This is a genomic window from Pyxidicoccus sp. MSG2 (assembly GCF_026626705.1).
In the GTDB taxonomy this organism is placed as follows: domain Bacteria; phylum Myxococcota; class Myxococcia; order Myxococcales; family Myxococcaceae; genus Myxococcus.
This window is the reverse complement of record NZ_JAPNKC010000001.1, coordinates 11,550,092-11,570,061: the sequence shown is the minus strand read 5'-3', so window position 1 is coordinate 11,570,061 and position 19,970 is coordinate 11,550,092. Positions and strand designations below refer to the sequence as shown.

Here is a 19,970-nt window from a genome sequence, read left to right as displayed (position 1 = left end):
CGCAGCTCGCGCTCCGGCTCGGTCAGGACCGGGGGCCGGCGTCCTCCGGACAGTCCGAGCAGAGCGCCCTGGCAACAGCCGCCTCCACGCGGCTCCCCGCGATTGAGCGTCAGCCGCGCACGGAGCCCGTCCCGCAGTCCTTCGCGCAGCAGCGCCTCTGGTTCCTCGACCGGCTGGCCCCGGGGGCCGCGACGTACAACATCCCCGCCGCCCTCCGCATCGAAGGCGCGCTGGACATCTCCGCGCTGCGGGCCAGCCTCGAAGCGCTGGTGCGGCGGCACGAGTCGCTGCGCACGACCTTCGACACCGTGGACATGCAGTCCGTCCAGCGCATCCACGAGCAGGCACGAGTGGACCTGCCGCTCGTGGACCTGGGCACCCTGCCGGAGGCCCTGCGCGACGCGGAGGTCCAAAGGCTCACGGATGAAGAGGGCCACCGCCCCTTCGACCTGGTGGCGGGCCCCCTCTTCCGGACCGCCCTGCTGCGGCTGTGCCCGGAGCGCCACGTCCTGCTGGTGACGCAGCACCACATCATCTCGGATGGTTGGTCCCTGGCCGTGCTGGTGCGCGAGCTGGCGGCCACCTATCAGGCCCTCCGCTCGGGCCAGGAGCCCACGCTTCCCGAGCTGCCCGTGCAGTACGCGGACTACGCCCTGTGGCAGCGGGACTGGCTGCGGGGCGATGCGCTCCGGGCCCAGCTCGACTTCTGGAGCCAGCAGCTCGCCGGAGCGCCCCCTTCGCTGGACCTGCCCACCGACAGGCCCAGGCCCGCGGTGCAGACCCCCCATGGCGCCACGCGGGCCTTCCACCTGCCGGCATTCCTGTCACAGGGCCTCAAGGCGCTCGCGCTGCGCCACGGCGCCACGCCGTTCATGATGCTGCTCGCCGGCTGGCAGCTCCTGCTGTCGCGCTACTCGGGCCAGCAGGACATCGTGGTCGGCTCGCCCGTCGCTGGCCGCACGCGGCCCGAACTCGAGGGGCTCATCGGCCTGTTCATCAACACCCTGGCCCTGCGTTCGCGAATCGATCCGCACGAATCGTTCCTCGAGCTGCTGGCTCGGGTGAAGCAGACGGCGCTGGACGCGTTCGCCCACCAGGAAGTCCCTTTCGAGAAGCTGGTCAACACGCTCCAACTTCCCCACGACACCAGCCGCTCGCCGCTGTTCCAGACGACGTTCACCTACCAGAACACGCCCGAGCTGACGCTGCGACTGCCCGGGCTGACGCTGGAGCTCGTCGACGTCCCGCTGCGGACGGTGAAGTTCGACCTGAGCCTCAGCGCCCAGGAGGGTGCGTCCGGATTCGAGGGCTACCTCAACTACAATACGGACCTGTTCGACGCCTCCACGGCGGAGCGCATGGTGCGTCACTGGTCCACCCTGCTGGAGTCCCTCGTCGCGGCACCCGAGGCGGCCCTCGCGACGCACTCGCTCCTGTCCCAGGCGGAGCAGCGCCAGGTGCTGGTGGAGTGGAACCCCGCGGCGGGACGACACGACACGCCCATCCACGTCCTCTTCGGCGAGCAGGCCGCGCGCACCCCGAGCGCGGTGGCGCTCGTCGACGGCGGGACGACCCTCACCTACGCGGAGCTGGACACCCGCTCCAACCAGCTCGCCCGGCACCTGGGCGCCTCCGGCGTCGGCCGGGGGACCCGGGTGGGCGTATGCCTGGAGCGCTCCCTGGAGCTGGTGGTGTCGCTGCTGGGCATCCTCAAGGCGGGCGCGGCCTACGTGCCCGTGGACCCGACGTACCCCGCCGAGCGAATCGCCCTGCTGCTGAGGGAGGCCCGGGTGGGCGTGCTCGTCACGCGGGAGGAGCTCGCGGACGAGCTGCCGCTGGGACAGGACGTGCTGCCCCTGTGCGTGGACGCGGACCGGGAGCGCATCCGCTCCCGCGCCCAGGAGCCCATGGGCACCCTCGAGATGGGTGGGGATGACCTGGCCTACGTGATGTTCACCTCGGGCTCCACCGGCACGCCCAAGGGCGTCTGCATCCCGCACCGGGGCGTCGTCCGCCTCGTGCGCGACACCTCCTTCATGCGCTTCGGGCCCGAGGAGACCTTCGTCCTGCTCGCGCCCGTTTCCTTCGACGCGTCCACCCTGGAGCTCTGGGGCGCGCTGCTGCATGGCGCGCGCCTGGTCCTCGCGCCCGCGCGGACCACGTCCCTGGAGGAGATTGCGTCCCTGCTCGTGAGCCACCGTGTCTCCACCCTCTGGCTCACAGCGGCGCTCTTCGAGCAGATGGCGCAGCACCAGCCCCAGGCGCTGGCCGGAGTCCGTCAGCTCCTCGCGGGCGGAGACGTGCTGCCCGCCTCGCGCGTCCGCGAGCACCTGGCGCGGCTGCCCTCCGACGCCACGCTCATCAACGGCTATGGCCCCACGGAGAACACCACGTTCTCCGCCACGCACCTCATGCGGCCCGGCGACACGGTGCCTCCGTCGGTCCCCATCGGCCGTCCCATCGCGCATTCCAGCACCTTCGTCCTCGATGAAGCCCTGCGGCCGGTCCCCGTCGGCCTCGCCGGAGAGCTCTTCGTCGGGGGCGAGGGACTTGCCTGGGGCTACCTCCACCGCCCCGAGCTCACGGCGGAGCGCTTCATCCCCCACCCCTTCTCCTCTGAGCCGGGCGCGCGGCTGTACCGCACCGGCGACCGGGTGCGCTGGCGCGGTGACGGGACGCTGGAGTTCCTGGGCCGCAATGACTTCCAGGTGAAGCTGCGCGGCTTCCGCATCGAGCTGGGCGAGGTGGTGGAGCAGCTCCGGCAGCACCCGCGCGTGCAGGACGCCGCCGCAACCCTCCACGAGGTCGCTGGCGACAAGTCCCTGGTGGCCTACATCGTGACGGAGCCCGACGCGGCACCGTCTCAGGAGGAGCTGCGGGAGTACCTCCACTCCCGCGTCCCCGAGTACATGGTGCCTGCGTTCATCCTCACGCTGGACGCGCTGCCGCTGTCGCCTAACGGCAAGGTCGACCGCCGCGCGCTCCCGGCTCCGGGAAGCGAGCGGCCCCAGCTGCGCACCCACTTCGAGGCACCGCGCACGCCGGCCGAGCAGGCGCTGGCGACCGTCTGGAGCGAGGTGCTGGGCGTCGACGCGGTCGGCATCGACGACAGCTTCTTCGACCTGGGCGGAGACTCCATCCGAAGCATCCAGGTGGTGGCCCGGGTGCGGGCCCTGGGCTTCGAGCTGGCGATGATGGACCTGCTGCAAAACGGCACCATCCGCGCGCTGGCGCCCAGGCTGAAGGCCTCCGCCGCCTCAGAGCCGGCGCTCGAGGCGCTCCCCCCGTTCGCGCTCTACACCGGCTCGCGCGACGCCCTCCCCGAAGACGTGGAGGACGCCTACCCCGCCACCGCGCTCCAGGCGGGCATGATCTTCGAGAGCGAGCTGCACGGCGTGGTGGGCATGTACCACGACCTGTTCAGCCTCCATCTGGAGATGGAGCTGGACGAGGCCCTGCTGCGCCAGTGCGTCCAGGAGCTGCTGGAGCGCCATGCCATCCTGCGCACCAGCTTCGACCTGGGCAGCCACACCGAGCCCCTGCAGCGGGTCCACCGGAACGTCACCCCGCCGCTCGTCCTGGAGGACCTGCGCGCCATGCCGGCCGAGCAGCAGGACGGCTGGCTGCGGCGCTGGGCCGAGGAGGAGCGGTGCCGTCCCTTTGACTGGAGCCGGGCGCAGTTGCTGCGCTTCTTCGTGCACCGGCGCGCTGACACCACGCTCCAGCTCACGCTCATCTTCCACCACGCCATCATGGACGGCTGGAGCCTGTCGGTCGTCTTCAGCGAGCTGTTCCAGCGCTACGTGGAGCTGCGCAAGGGCATCGTCCGGCGCCCCCCCGCGCTCTCGGCGTCCTTCCAGCAGTATGTCGCGCTGGAGCGGCGGGCCATCGCCTCTGCCCAGAGTGAGCGTTACTGGCGGGAGTTGATCGCGAACGCGGAGACGCCCCCCGCCTCCGCCCCGGCGCAGGCGCGCGAGTTCCATCAGGAAGTGGTGCGCGTGCCCACGCCGCTCCAGGAGGCCTTGCAGCGCGTGGCGCGGGAGGCCGGAGTCTCGATTCGCACGGTGCTCCTCGCCGCGCATCTCCGCGTCCAGTCCGTCATGGAGGGCGGCCCGGGCGTCATCACCGGCGTGGTAGCCAACGGCCGTCCAGAGGTCCTGGACGGTGAGCGGATGGTGGGCCTGTTCCTCAACAGCGTCCCCTTCCACCTGGAGCTGCGCGGAGGCACGTGGCTCGAGCTGGTCCAGGCGGTATCCCGCCAGGAAGCGGAGATGAATCCGCACCGTCGCTACCCCATGGCGCTCCTCCAGCGGCAGTGGGGAGGCCAGCGCCTGGTCCAGACGCTCTTCAACTTCGTCCACTTCCACGTGGCTGGCGGCGTCTCGCGCCTGGAGGGCGTGCGCTTCGTCGAGGAGCCCTGGGGCGCGGCCTGGACGGAACTGCCTCGTGGCGCGACGTTCATGCAGAACCCGGACACGGGGACGCTCTCGCTGTCCCTGCAGCACACCGGAGCGCCCGAGGACGCCGAGCAGCTCCAGCGGCTGGGACGGACATACCTGCGGGCCCTGGAGTCGCTGGCGGCCCACCCCGAGCACCGGTACGAGCAGGAGTCGCTGCTCGCCGGCGAGGAGCAGCAGCGGTTGCTGGAGGCCTGGAACGACACCCGCGCGCCGCTGGCCGAGGGCCTTCGGCTGCCCGCCGCCTTCGAGCGTCAGGTCGCACTCACGCCGGGCGCGCCCGCGGTGCGCTTCGGCGGGGAGGAGCTCTCCTTCGCGCGGCTCAATGCCCGGGCCAACCAGCTCGCGTGGCACCTGCGCTCGCTGGGCGTGGGTCCTGACGTCCGCGTCGCGCTCTGCTTCGAGCGCTCCGTGGACATGGTCGTCGCGCTGCTGGGCGTCCTGAAGGCCGGTGGCGCGTACGTCCCGCTGGAGCCGGGCTGGCCCGTCCAGCGCCGGGAGCTCGCCCTGAAGGATTGCGCGGCCCCCATCCTCCTGGCGTCCCGTCAGGTGCGCGCCACCTGGTGCCCGTCCGCAGTGGAGGTCCTCGGTGTGGAGTCCGACGTGGAGCCCCTGGCCTCGCGCCCCATGGACGACGTCGCACCCATCGGCTCCGAGGATGACCTGGCCTACGTCATCTACACGTCGGGCTCCACCGGCACACCCAAGGGCGTCATGGTGACGCACCGCTCGGTGCTCAACCTGCATACGGCGCTGAAGCGCACCGTGTACGCGAGCCTCCCCGCCGGAGCGCGGGTGAGCGTCAACGCACCACTCGTCTTCGACGCCTCGGTCCAGCAATGGGTGCAGCTGCTGGATGGACACTGCCTCTGCATCGTGCCGGAGGATGCCCGGCAGAACCCGGAGGCCCTGGTGGCCTGGGCGCGACAGCAGCGGCTGGACGCGCTGGACTGCACGCCGTCGCTGTTGAAGGTGTTGCTGGACGCGGGCCTGCTGGACGGCGACATCGCGCCGGCGGTGCTGGTGCCCGGCGGCGAGGCGCTCGACGAGGCGACGTGGACGCGACTTGCGACTGCCCGCCGCACGAGGGCCTTCAACGTGTACGGCCCCACCGAGTGCACCGTGGACGCCACCACGTTCGCCGTGCGTGAGCAGACGCAACCCACGCTGGGGACGCCGCTGCTCAACGTGCGGGCCTACGTGCTGGATGCGCACCTGCGGCCATTGCCCGTGGGTGCGCCCGGGGAGTTGTTCATCGCCGGAGCGGGCCTGGCCCGGGGCTACCTGGACCGCCCCGCGCTGACGGCCGAGCGCTTCCTGCCCGACCCCTTCGACACCCTGGCTGGAGCGCGTATGTACCGCACCGGGGACCGTGTCCGCCGTCGGGTGGATGGGACGCTGGAGTTCCTCGGACGCATCGACTTCCAGGTGAAGCTGCGTGGCTTCCGCATCGAGCTGGGCGAAATCGAAGCCGCGTTGCGCCGGCACGCGAGCGTCCAGCAGGCCCTGGTGCTGCTACGCGAGGATGTGCCCGGAAATGCCCGGCTGGTGGCCTACGTCACGCCCGCGGTGGACACCACGCCCCTGCGTGAGCGCCTGCGCCAACACCTGCCCGAGTACATGGTGCCCGCCGCCTTCGTGGCGCTGGAGTCGCTCCCGCTGACCCCCAACGGCAAGCTGGACCGCAAGGCCCTGCCCGCGCCGGAGGCCACGTCCCTGGGGGCCGAGGACGCCTTCGTGGCCCCCCGCTCGCCGGAAGAGGAGCGGCTGGCGTCCATCTGGTCCCAGGTGCTCCGGGTGGAGCGCATCGGCGTCCACGACAACTTCTTCGCGCTGGGTGGCCACTCGCTGCTGGCCACGCAGGTCGTCTCCCGCCTCCGGGCCGCGCTGGGAGTGGAGCTGCCACTGGGTGACCTGTTCGAGGCCCCCACGGTGGCCCGACTCGCGGAGCGCCTCGCCACCCGAGGTCGCGCTGCCACCGGCCCCGCCCTGGTGCCGGTGGAGCGTACCGGCCCGCTGCCGCTGTCGTTCGCCCAGCAGCGCCTGTGGTTCCTGGAGCAGCTCCAGCCCGGCAGCGCCACCTACAACGTCCCGAGCGTGGTGCGCCTGGAGGGCGAGTTGGACACCGACGCCCTGGACCGCGCGCTGCGCGCCCTGGCCCTGCGCCACGAGGTCCTGCGCACCACCTTCCAGGTCCACGGCGACGAGCCCGTCCAGCACATCCACTCCGAGGGCCTCACGACGCTGTCCCTCATCAGCCTGGAGGACGTACCGGCGGAGTCGCGTACCGGGGAGGCCCGCAAGCGCGCCTTCGCGGAGGCGTGGCGTCCGTTCGACCTGGCGCGCGGACCGCTGATGCGGACCCTGCTGCTGCGTCTGGAGCCCCGGCATCACCTGCTGCTCTTGACGCTGCACCACATCGTCTCCGACGGCTGGTCTGTCGGCGTGCTGGTGCGGGACCTGGGTGAGCTGTACCGCGCGTTCCGCGAGGGCCAGGTGCCGGTGCTGCCGGCGCTGCCCGTGCAGTACGCGGACTACGCGGTGTGGCAGCGGCAGTGGCTGCGGGGCGAGTCCCTGCGGCGCGAGCTGGCCTGGTGGCGCGAGCGGCTCACGGGCGCTCCGGCCGCGCTGGAGCTGCCCACCGACCGGCCGCGTCCGGCGGTGCAGACCTTCAACGGCGCCGCCGTGCCGGTGACGCTGCCCCGCGCGGTGACCGAGGCCGTCAAGGCCCTGGCCCAGAAACACGGGGCCACCGACTTCATGGTGCTGCTGGCGGTCTGGCAGCTGTTGCTGTCGCGCTACTCGGGCCAGGACGACGTCAGCGTCGGCTCGCCCATCGCCAACCGCACCCGCGCCGAGACGGAGGGGCTGATCGGCTTCTTCGTCAGCACGCTGGTGCTGCGCGCGCGCATTGACACGCGGGCCTCCTTCCGCGAGCTGCTGGCCCAGGTGCGCGCCACGACGCTGGCGGCGTACGAGCACCAGGACGTGCCCTTCGAGCGGCTGGTGGAGGAGCTGCAGCCTCAGCGCGATTTGAGCCGCGGCCCGCTCTTCCAGGTGATGTTCGTGCTGCAGAATGCCCCGGGCTCGCAGCTGTCACTGCCCGGGCTGAAGCTGGAGTTGGAGGCGGTGGAGGACACCACGGCCAAGTTCGAGCTGGGCTTCAGCCTCGAGGAGCGGGACGGGGGCTTCGCCGGCACGCTTGGCTACAACACCGACCTCTTCGACGAGGCGACGGTGGCACGGATGGCGCGGCACTTCGTCGCGCTGGTGGAGTCGGTGGCCACGGACGCGGAGCGGCCCGTGTCGACCTGGAGCCTGCAGACCGGGGCCGAGCGACGGCAGGTGCTGGTGGACTGGAACCGCACCGGCCCCACGCCTCCCCAGGACGGCGCTCTGCACTTCCTCTTCGAAGCCCAGTCGGAGCGCACCCCGGACGCCACCGCGCTGGTGGTGGGCACCCAGCGGCTCTCCTACCGGCAACTCGAGGAGCGCTCCAACCAGCTCGCCCACCACCTGCGCTCTCTGGGCGTGCGCCCCGAGGTCCCGGTGGCCGTGTGCCTGGAGCGCACCCCCGAGCTCGTCGTCGCCCTGCTCGGCATCCTCAAGGCCGGCGGCGCCTATGTCCCCCTGGACCCCTCCTACCCCGCGGACCGCATCGCCTTCACCCGCGAGGACTCTCGCAGCCCCGTGCTGGTGACTCAGCGCTCGCTGGCCGAAGGCCTGCGCATGGCCGGCACCCACCAGGTGCTTCTGGACGGCTTCGCGGCCGTCGCTCACCACCCGACGCTCCGGCCCTCTCGCCTCAATTCCCCCTACCACCTGGCCTACGTCCTCTACACCTCCGGCTCCACCGGCAGGCCCAAGGGCGTCGCCCTCGAGCACCGCTCCGCCGTCGCCTTCGTCCACTGGGCTCTGGCTACCTTCAGCCACGAGCAACTCTCCGGCGTGCTCGCCGCCACCTCCGTGTGCTTCGACCTGTCCGTCTTCGAGCTCTTCGTCCCCCTGGCGTGCGGGGGCCGCGTGTACCTGGCCGATAACGCCCTGGCACTGCCCTCTCTGCCCGCCGCGCAGGAGGTGACGCTCGTCAACACCGTCCCCTCCGCCATGGCCGAGCTGGTACGCATGAAGGCTCTTCCCTCCAGCGTGCGCACAGTCAACCTCGCAGGAGAGCCTCTGCCCTCGGTGCTGGCCCAGGCGCTCTACTCCTCCGGCTCCGTGCACGGCGTCTACAACCTCTACGGCCCCACCGAGGACACCACCTACTCCACCTACTGCCTCGTACCCCACGACTCCGCACTGCCACCCTCCATCGGCAGGCCCCTGGCCGGCACCCAGGCGTACGTCCTCGACTCCCACGGCCATCCCCAACCTCCGGGCGTGCCCGGCGAGCTGTTCCTCTCCGGCGCAGGCCTCGCTCGGGGCTACCTGCGCCGCCCCGACCTCACTGCCAGCCACTTCGTCCCAGACCCCTTCTCCTCCACCCCGGGCGCTCGCATGTACCGCACCGGCGACAAGGTGCGCTGGAAGCCGGACGGCACGCTGGAGTACCTGGGCCGCCTCGACTTCCAGGTGAAGCTGCGCGGCTTCCGCATCGAGCTCGGCGAGGTGGAGGACGCCCTGCGCTCCCTTCCCTCCGTCCGCGACGTCGCCGTGCTGGTGCGAGAGGACGTACCGGGCGACAAGCGCCTCGTCGCCTATCTCGTCCAGGACTCCGCCTTCGACGTCGCCGGGCTCCGCGCGCACCTCCAGCAGCGCCTGCCCGCCTTCATGGTGCCGTCGGCCTTCGTCCTGCTCCCCGCGCTACCTCTGACTCCCAACGGGAAGCTCGACCGCAAGGCCCTGCCCGCGCCCGACATGACGGCCGCGAGCAGGAGCTTCATCGCCGCCCGGACGGCTACGGAGGAGAAGCTGGCGGCACTGTGGGCCGAGGTGCTGCGCGTCGAGCGCGTGGGCGTACACGACAACTTCTTCGAGCTGGGCGGCCACTCGCTGCTGGCCACCCAGGTGGTCAGTCGCGTGCGCGCCGCCTTCGGCGTGGAGCTGCCTCTACGCGCCCTCTTCGAGGCCCCCACGCTGGGTGAGCTGGCCCGCCGCATCGACAGCACCGGGAGGAGTGTGTCCTCCGCGCCGCCACTGGTACCGGCGCCGCGCACGGGGGCGCTGCCGCTGTCCTTCGCGCAGCAGCGCCTCTGGTTCCTGGAGCAGTTGCAGCCAGGCAGCGCCGCGTACAATCTGCCCACGGCCCTGAGGATGGAGGGCGCGCTGGACGTGGCCACGCTGGAGCGTGCCTTCACCGAATTGGTGCGCCGGCACGAGTCGCTGCGCACCACCCTGCATGACGAGGCCGGCGAGCCGGTGCAGCGAATCCACCCGCCCGCTCCCTTCCCCGTGTCGCTGGTGGACATGACCTCGCTGCCCGAGGCCTCCCGCGAGGCCGAGGCCCTACGCCTCACCCGTGAAGAAGCCGGGCGCCCCTTCCACCTGGCACGGGGCCCGCTGTTGCGTGCCACCCTGCTGCGACTGAACCCCCACCAGCACGTGCTGCTGCTGACCATGCACCATATCGTCTCCGACGGATGGTCCATGGGCGTGCTGGTGCGCGAGATGGCGGCCCTCTACCAGGGCCTGCGCGCCGGACAGATGCCCGTGCTATCCGAGCTGCCGGTGCAGTACGCCGACTACGCGGTATGGCAGCGCGCCTGGCTGCAAGGCCAGATGCTGGAGGCCCAGCTCGCCTGGTGGAGGCAGCAGCTCTCTGGCGCGCCGGCCGCGCTGGAGCTGCCCACCGACTTCCCGCGTCCGGTTGCACAGTCCTCCCGTGGTGCCACCGTGCCGGTGCAGCTGTCGCGTGAGCTGACCGGTGCGTTGAAGAATCTCGCCCGACAGGAGGGCGCCACGCCCTTCATGGTGCTGCTGGCCGGCTTCCAGGCACTGCTGCACCGCTACAGCGGGCAGGACGACGTCGTCGTCGGCACGCCCATCGCCGGCCGCCGCTTCGCCGAGCTGGAGGGCCTCATCGGCCTCTTCCTCAACACGCTCGCCCTGCGCACCCGGTTCGACGACGCCCCTTCGTTCCGCACGCTGCTGGGCCGCGTGCGTGACGCCACCCTGGGCGCGTACGCGCACCAGGACCTGCCCTTCGAGAAGCTGGTGGAGGAGCTGCAGCCGCAGCGCGACCTGGGCCGCTCTCCCCTCTTCCAGGTCATGCTCGTCCTCCAGAATGCCCCGAGCGAGCCCGCGGCGGGCCTGGCCCGTCGCGAGGACGGCCTCTCCCTCCAGCCCCTGGCGTTGGAGAGCCACACCACGAAGTTCGACCTCGACCTCCACCTGTTCGAGCAGCCCGAGAGCTTCGTGGGCCAGCTGGGCTACAGCACCGACCTGTTCGAGCGGTCGACGGTGGAGCGACTGGTGGCGAACCTGCGCGTGCTGCTGGAGGGCGTTGTCGCCCATCCGGACGCGCGCGTCGGCGAGCTGCCCCTGCTCACCGCGGCCGAGCGCCAGCAGGTGCTGGTGGACTTCAACGCCACGGCCCGGGACTTCGCGCCCCAGCGCTCGGTGCACGCCCTCATCGAGCAGCAGGCCGCGCTCCACCCCGAGCGCCCCGCTGTCGCCTCCGAGGGCCGCACCCTCACCTACGCCCAACTGGAGGCCCGCGCCAACCAGCTCGCCTGGCACCTGCGCACCCTGGGCGTGCGTCCTGAGTCCTGCGTTGCCCTGGGCCTGGAGCGCTCGGTGGACACAGTGGTGGCCCTGCTGGGCGTCTGGAAGGCCGGCGGTGCCTACGCGCCACTGGACCCGACCCAGCCCGCCGAGCGCCTGCGGATGATGGTGGCCGAAGTCTCCGCCCCCGTGGTGGTGACAGAGTCGCACCATGCCGCCGCCTTCTCGGGCACTTCAGCGCGCCTCGTGCTGCTGGACGTGGAGGCCGACGCGCTCTCGCGCCAGCGCATCGACACCCCGCCCTGCGACGTGTCGCCGTGGAACGTGGCCTACGTCCTCTTCACCTCCGGCTCCACCGGCAGGCCCAAGGGCGTGGCCGTGGCGCACGCGCAGCTGCTCAACTATGTCCAGTCCGTCACCGAGAACCAGGGCCTGGGCGAGTGCCGGAGCTTCGCGCTGGTGTCCACCTTCGCGGCGGACCTGGGCAACACGGTGCTCTTCCCCGCCCTGTGTACCGGCGGCCTGCTGCACGTACTGTCCCAGGAGCGCGCCGCCAGCCCCGCGGGCGTGGCCGAGTACTTCCAGCAGCACCCGGTGGACTGCCTGAAGATTGTCCCCTCGCACCTGGCGGCGCTGCTCACCGCGGCCGAGCCTCGGCACGTGCTGCCTCGCAAGCGGCTGGTGCTGGGCGGCGAGTCCTCCACCTGGGAGCTGCTCTCCCAGGTGCGGGCCTTGACACACGAGTGCGAGGTGTTCAACCACTACGGCCCCACCGAGACGACGGTGGGCGTGCTGACGGGCCGGGTGGAACTGCCACCCGCGCAGCCTTTGCCCGCCACCGTGCCGCTGGGCCGCCCCCTGGCCAATACGCGGCTGTACGTGCTGGACGGCTCGCTGCTGCCGGTTCCGCGAGGCGTCCCCGGAGAGCTGTTCATCGGCGGCGCGCAGGTGACGCGCGGCTACCTGGGCCGCCCGGAGCTGACGGCGGAGCGGTATGTGCCAGACGCGTATGCCTCGGAGCCCGGAGCGCGGATGTACCGCACGGGAGACCGCGTACGCTGGCTGCCGGACGGACGACTGGAGTTCCTGGGCCGCGTCGACTTCCAGGTGAAGGTGCGCGGCTTCCGGGTGGAGCTGGGTGAAATCGAAGCGGCGCTGCGCGCGGACCCGCGCATCGCCGAGGCGGTGGTGGTGGCACGAGCCGACGGTGGCGCCGAGCCGCGGCTGGTGGCGTACGTGACGGGCCGCGCGGGCGCTCAAGGCGTGGAGGTGGACGCCGTGCGCCGCGCCCTGCGCGAGCGGCTGCCCGAGTACATGCTGCCCTGGGCCCTGCTGGTGCTTGACGCGCTGCCGCTCACGCCCAACGGCAAGGTGGACCGCAAGGCCCTCCCGGCGCCCCAGGGGGCCACGGCAGCCACGTCTGCCGAGCACATCGCCCCAGTCACTCCCACGCAAGAACGGCTGGCCGCTATCTGGGCGGAGCTGCTGCGGGTGGTGACGGTCGGCGCCCGGGATGACTTCTTCGAGCTGGGCGGCCACTCGCTGCTGGCCACGCGCGTGGTGGCGCATGTGCGCGCCGCGTTCGGCATCGAGCTCCCCCTGCGCGCGCTCTTCGAGCATCGCACGCTGGAAGCGCTGGCGTCGCGTATCGACGGGCTGACGTCGAGCGGGCCGAGCCGGGGCCTGCCTCCGCTGAAGCGGGCCGGACGCGAGAGGCCGCTCCCGCTGTCCTTCTCGCAGCAGCGGCTGTGGTTCCTCGATCAGCTCCAGCCTGACTCCGCCACCTACAATGTCCCATCCGCCCTCTGGCTGGAGGGCACGCTGGACACGACGGCCCTGGAGCGCGGCCTCACGGAGCTGGTGCGCCGTCACGAGTCCCTGCGCACCACCTTCTCCATCAAGGAAGGCCAGCCCATCCAGGTCGTCCACCCGGACTCCCGGCTGCCCCTCTCGGTGATGGATCTGCGGGAGCTGCCCGGGGAAGCCCGTGAGACCGAGGCCTCGCGCCTGGCGACCGAGGACGCACTGCGCCCGTTCGACCTGGCGCGTGGCCCCCTGCTGCGCGTCACCCTCCTGCGGCTGGCGGAGCGGCGGCACCTGCTGCTGCTCGGCATGCACCACATCATCTCCGATGGCTGGTCGCGCGGAGTGCTGGTGCGCGAACTGGGCGCGCTCTACCGCGCCTTCGCCGTTGGCCAGCCCTCGCCCCTGCCCGAGCTGCCGGTGCAGTACGCCGACTACGCGGTGTGGCAGCGCGACTGGCTCCAGGGCGACGTGCTGGAACGCCAGGTGGCCTGGTGGAAGCAGCAGCTCTCCGGCGCCCCTCCGCACCTGGAGCTGCCCACGGACCACCCGCGTCCCGCGGCGCTGTCATCGCGCGGCACCGTGGTCCCCATGCGCCTGTCACGCGAGCTGAGCGAGTCCCTCAACGCGCTGGCGAAGCGCGAGGGCGCCACGCCCTTCATGGTGCTGCTGGCCGGCTTCCAGCTCCTGCTCTCCCGCTACTCGGGCCAGGAAGACGTGGTCGTCGGCTCGCCCATCGCCGGCCGCCGCCACGCGGAGACGGAAGGGCTCATCGGCTTCTTCGTCAACACGCTCGTCCTCCGCGCGCAACTGGACGGCCGCGCCTCCTTCCTCCAGCTCCTGCGTCAGGTGCGGGAGACCACGCTGGGGGCCTATGAGCACCAGGACGTCCCCTTCGAGAAGCTCGTCGAGGAGCTGCAGCCCGTGCGTGACTTGAGCCGCACCGCCCTCTTCCAGGCCCTCTTCGTCCTGCAGAACACCCCCACGCGGGAGCTCGCCCTTCCTGGCCTGTCGCTGCGGCCCATGGAGACCGACACCTCCACCGCGAAGTTCGAGCTCACCCTCAGCCTGTCAGAGACTTCGGACGGCTTCGTCGGCGGGCTCCAGCTCAGCAGCGACCTCTTCACCGAGGCGACCGGTGTCCGCATGGCGCGGCACCTCCAGGTGCTGCTGGAGGCCATTGCCGCCCAGCCGGAGCAGCGCCTCGGCGAGCTGCCATTGATGACGGCCAGCGAGCGCCAACAGGTGCTGCGCGAGTGGAACGACACCGCCGCGCAGATTTCGCCCGACGACTGCTTCCACCATGCCTTCGAGCGCCGTGCCGCCCTCACCCCGGACGCGCCCGCCGTCAGCTTCGAAGACTCCGTTCTCTCCTTCGCGCGGCTCAACTCGCGCGCCAACCAGCTCGCCTGGCACCTGCGCTCGCTGGGCGTGGGCCCCGACGTCCGCGTCGCGCTCTGCTTCGAGCGCTCCGTGGAGATGGTGGTGGCCCTGCTGGGCGTCATGAAGGCGGGCGGAGCCTACGTGCCGCTGGACCCGGCCTGGCCTGTCCAGCGTCGCGACTTCGCCCTCCAGGACTGCGCCGCGCCCGTGCTGCTCAGCCAGCAGCACCTCGTCGCCGCGTGGAAGCCGGACCGCGTCCACGTCGTGTGCCTGGACACTCCGGCGGAGCTGCCGGCGTCGCTGCCTTCCGGGGCTCTCGCGCCGGTGGCCTCGCCGGAGCACCTCGCCTACGTCATCTACACCTCCGGCTCCACCGGCACGCCCAAGGGCGTGATGGTGCGGCACGGCGCGGTGCTCAACCTCCACCGCGCCCTGCGCCGCACCGTCTACGCCGGGCTGTCCTCGGGCTCGCGCGTCAGCCTCAACGCTCCGCTGGCCTTCGACGCGTCCGTCCAGCAGCTCGTCCAGCTCCTCGATGGACACTGCCTCTTCATCATCCCCGAGGCCCTGCGCCAGGACCCCGGCGCCCTGGTCGCCTGGCTGGCGCACCACCGTGTGCATGCTCTCGACTGCACACCGTCGCTGCTGCGGCTGCTGCTCCAGGCCGGCCTGCTGGAAGGGGCCCACACGCCGGAGCTGCTCGTCCCCGGCGGCGAGGCCCTCGACGCGGCCACGTGGCAGGCGCTGGCCTCCTCTGAGCGGGCCCGCACCTTCAACGTCTACGGCCCCACCGAGTGCACCGTCGACGCCACCACCTTCCGTCTCGTCGCCGGCACGCAGCCCACCCTGGGCGGGCCGCTGCTCAACGTGCGGGCGTATGTCCTGGATGCGGACCTGCGGCCCGTGCCCGTGGGGGTGCCCGGAGAGCTCTTCCTCTCTGGCGCGGGCCTGGCACGGGGCTACCTCGCCCGTCCCGCCCTCACGGCCGAGCGCTTCCTGCCCGACGCCTTCAGCACCACGCCCGGCGCGCGCATGTACCGCACCGGTGACAAGGCGCGCTGGCGGGACGACGGCACGCTGGAGTACCTGGGCCGCCTCGACTTCCAGGTGAAGCTGCGCGGCTTCCGCATCGAGCTGGGTGAAATCGAGGCCACCCTGGCCGGCCACCCGGCCGTGCGCGAGGCGGTGGTGCTCGTCCGCGAGGACTCGCCGGGAGACCAGCGCCTCGTGGGCTACTTCACCTCGAAGGGCCCGGTGCCGGAGTCCGCCGCCCTCCACGCCTTCCTCCAGGAGCGGCTCCCCGCCTACGAGGTACCCGGCGCGCTGGTGGCGCTGGACGCCCTGCCGCTGACGTCCAACGGCAAGGTGGACCGCAAGGCGCTGCCTGCGCCGGATGGCGCGTCGCTGGCCCGTGCCTGGGTCCCCCCGCGCACGCCCACCGAGGAGCGGCTCGCCACGCTCTGGGCGGAGGTGCTCCGCATCGAGCGCGTCGGACTGAATGACCACTTCTTCGAGCTGGGCGGCCACTCCCTGCTGGCCACCCAGGTGATGGCCCGCATCCGCTCGGCTTTCGGGGTGGAGCTGCCCCTGCGGGCCCTCTTCGAGGCGCCCACGCTGGAGCAACTCGCCGGGCGCGTCGAGGTGGCCGCCTCTGGCACCTGTCTTCCGCCGCTGCGTGCCTTGCCTCGGGGCGAGGTGCCGCCGCCGCTGTCGTTTGCCCAGCAGCGGCTGTGGTTCCTGGAGCAGCTGCAGCCCGGCTCACCCTCCTACAACATGCCCACCGCGCTGCGGCTCGAAGGCATGCTGGACGTGGCGTCCCTGGAGCGGGCCTTCTCGGAGCTGGTGCGCCGTCACGAGTCCCTGCGCACCACGTTCGCCACCAGGGATGGCCAGCCCATCCAGGTCATCCACCCGGCCGGCCGGATGGCTTTCGCCGTGGTGGACCTGAGCGGGTTGCCCGAGCCAGAACGAGAGGCAGAGGCCCGCGAGCAGGTGCGGCGTGACGCCGTCCAGCCGTTCGACCTGGGCCGGGGCCCACTGCTGCGCGCCTCGCTGCTGCGGCTGTCCGCGCACCAGCACATGCTGCTGCTCAACCAGCACCACGCCGTGTCCGACGGCTGGTCCATGGGCGTGTTGGTGCGGGAGGTGGTGGCCCTCTATGACGCCTTCCGTCAGGGGCTGCCGTCTCCGCTCCCCGAGCTGCCGCTCCAGTACGCCGACTTCGCCCTCTGGCAGCGTCGGTGGTTGAAGGACGACGTGCTCGCCCGGCAGGTGGCCTGGTGGAAGCAGCAGCTCACGGGCGCGCCTCATGCCCTGGAGATGCCTGGCGACTTCCCGCGCCCGCCTCAGCAGTCGTTCCGTGGGGGCGCTGTCCGTTTCCAGCTCCCGCCCGGGCTCACGCGCGCCCTGGAGTCCTTCAGCCAGAAGGAGGGTGCCACCCTCTTCATGGCCCTGCTGGCCTCCACCCACGCCTTGCTCTCGCGTTACTCGGGCCAGGACGACATCGTCATCGGCTCGCCCATCGCCGGCCGCCGCGTCTTCGAGCTGGAGGGCCTCATCGGCTTCTTCGTCAACACCCTGGCCCTGCGTGCCCGCCTGGATGACGCCCCGTCCTTCCGCACGTTGCTGCGTCGCGTGCGCGAGACGCTGCTGGATGCCTACGCCCACCAGGACGTCCCCTTCGAGAAGCTCGTCGAAGAGCTGCGGCCTCCGCGCGATCTGAGCCGCTCGCCCTTCTTCCAGGCCATGCTCGTCCTCCAGAACACACCGGAGGCCGTGAGCAGCTCCGCGGGCGCGCTCTCCGTCCAGCCCGTCGAGCTGGATTCGCCGGTGGCGAAGTTCGATCTCACGTTTGTCTTCTCCGCATCGCCCGATGGCCTGCGCGGCTCCATCAACTACTGCGCCGACCTCTTCCGCGAGGAGACCATCCGCCGGCTCGCCACGCACCTCGAGGTGCTGCTGCAAGCCGCCCTCCAGCACCCGGAAGCCCCGCTCTCCACCCTGCCCCTCCTCACGCCCGCCGAGCGGCAGCACCTGCTGACGCAACTCAACGACACGCGCACCGTCCTCCAGCGCTCGTGCATCCACCACCTCTTCGAGGCCCAGGCCGCCCGCACCCCCGACGCCACCGCTCTCGTCGTCGGTGAAGCGCGCATCACCTACCGGCAGCTCGATGCGCGCTCCAACCAGCTCGCCCGGCATCTGCGCTCGCTCGGTGTCGGACCGGAGGCCCGTGTCGCCGTGTGCCTGGAGCGCTCCGAGGACCTGCTCCTCTCGCTGCTGGCCATCCTCAAGGCGGGGGGCGCGTACGTCCCATTGGACCCGGCCTATCCCCGCGAGCGCCTCGACTTCACGCTGGTGGACTCCGGCGCGTGCCTGCTGCTCTCCCACCAGTCCCTGCTGGACGGCCTGGGGTTGGACACGCGCGGGCTCGAGACGCTCTGCCTCGACTCGCGGCGTGACGCCTTCGCCACGCAGTCCACGACGGCCCCGCGGCCCGTGGCCTCCGAAGACCACCTCGCCTACGTCATCTACACGTCGGGCAGCACGGGCCGGCCCAAGGGCGTGGCCATCACCCACGCCAGCGCCACCGCCTTCCTCGACTGGGCCACACGCACCTTCTCCGCGGCCCAGCTCGCCGGCACCCTGGCGGCCACGTCCATCTGCTTCGACCTGTCCGTCTTCGAACTGTTCGCCCCGCTCTGGTGCGGCGGCACCGTCATCCTGGCCGACAACGCGCTCGCGCTGCCGTCCCTGCCGGCCGCCCACGAGGTGACACTGGTCAACACCGTCCCCTCCGCCATCGCCGAGCTGCTGCGCCAGGGCGCCATCCCCGCGTCCGTGCGCACCATCAACCTCGCCGGTGAGGCCCTGCCGGGCTCGCTGGTGCGCGGCCTGTACGCCACCGGCACGGTGGAACATGTCTTCAACCTCTACGGCCCCACCGAGGACACCACCTACTCCACCTTCATCCGCGTGGAGGACGGCCCCGGTGAGCCCACCATCGGCGTGCCGCTGCCGGAGACGTCCGCCTACGTCCTGGACGCCCACGGCCAGTTGCAGCCGCTGGGCGTGCCCGGCGAGCTGTTCCTCGCTGGCGCCGGCCTCGCCCGCGGCTACCTCGGACGGCCCGACCTCACCGCCGAGCGCTTCGTGCCGGACCCCTTCTCCGCCATCCCGGGCGCGCGCATGTACCGCACGGGTGACCTGGCGCGCCGGCTGGCCAATGGCCAGCTGGAGTACCTGGGCCGCCTCGACTTCCAGGTGAAGGTGCGCGGCTTCCGCATCGAGCTGGGCGAAATCGAATCCACCCTGCGAGACCACGCTTCGGTGGCCGGCGCGGTGGTGATGGCACGCCAGGAGGCCTCGGGTGACAAGCGGCTGGTCGCCTACGTGGTGCCCGCCGGAGGCCATACCGCCGGGGTGGACGCCCTGCGCCAGCACGTACGCGCGAAGCTGCCCGAGTACATGGTGCCCTCCTCCTTCGTCGTGCTCGGGGCCTTCCCCCTGACACCCAACGGCAAGGTGGACCGTAAGGCCCTGCCCGCCCCTGACGCCTCCATGGCGCGCGAGGCCTACGTGGCCCCGCGCGACGCACTGGAGCTGGAGCTGACCCGTCTCTGGGAGGAGCTGCTCGGCGTGCACCCGGTGGGCGCCACCAGCCACTTCTTCGACCTGGGCGGCCACTCGCTGCTCGCCGTGCGCCTCATGGCCGCCCTGCGCGAGCGCACCGGACGCGACCTCCCCCTCTCCGCCCTCTTCCGGGCCCCCACCGTGGAAGCCCTGGCGCGGATGCTGGGCGAGGCGCCCGCGCCCTACTCACCCCTGGTGCCCATCCAGCGCGGCGGCGACAAGCGGCCTCTCTTCTGTATCCACCCCATTGGCGGCAATGTCCTCTGTTACGCCGAGCTGTCCCGGCTGCTGGGTCCGTCACAGCCCCTCTATGGCCTGCAGGCCCAGGGGCTCGACGGGCGCCAGCCGCCACTGGAGCGCATCGAAGCCATGGCGGCCAGCTACGTCGAGGCCATCCGCACGGTGCAGCCTCACGGCCCGTACCAGCTCAGTGGCTGGTCGCTGGGCGGCGTCGTGGCCTTCGAGATGGCGCGCCAGCTGCGCCAGCAGGGCGAGACGGTGGAGCTGCTGGCCCTCATCGACCCGACGCCGGTGAACACGGACTGGGCCGGAGTGGACACGCAGGATGCGGCCCTGGTGGCGGCACTCTTCGTGAGAGACCACGCCCGGCTGGCGGGTGAGGACGCATGGATGCCCGAGCCCGGCGAGCGGGACGCGGTGCTGCGCCAGTTGCTGGAGCGCGGGCACCAGACGGGCCTCTTCCCGAAGGCGATGGGGCTGGAGCAGCTGCGCCCGCTCTTCGACGTCTTCGCCAGCAACCTGCGCGCGGTGAGCAGCTACCAGCACCAGCCGTACGAAGGCCCCGTCGTCGTGCTGCGCGCCAGCGAGTCGCAGGGGCGAGAGCGGGCGGCGGACCTGGGCTGGGGCCCACTGGCTCCGAAGGGGTTGACGCTCCTCGATGTGCCCGGCGACCACTACGGCATGCTGCGCGCGCCGCACGTCCAGAAGGCCGCCGAGCTGCTCACGCTGTGCATTGACGAGCTACGCCGCGAGCGTCGGGCGGAGCAGCTCCCAGCGACCCGGCACGGTTGA

1 protein-coding gene (cut by a window edge) is annotated in these 19,970 nt (G+C 71.8%); it reads left to right on the top strand.

What is annotated here, in order from left to right; all coding sequences use genetic code 11:
• A protein-coding gene (locus tag OV427_RS44625; RefSeq protein WP_267862337.1) for a non-ribosomal peptide synthase/polyketide synthase crosses the window boundary here: on the top strand, positions 1–19,970 show its 3' portion. The gene continues 13,924 nt to the left of window position 1, outside the view; the window shows 19,970 of its 33,894 coding nt (coding positions 13,925–33,894); the start codon falls outside the window, past its left edge; it ends in the stop codon at positions 19,968–19,970.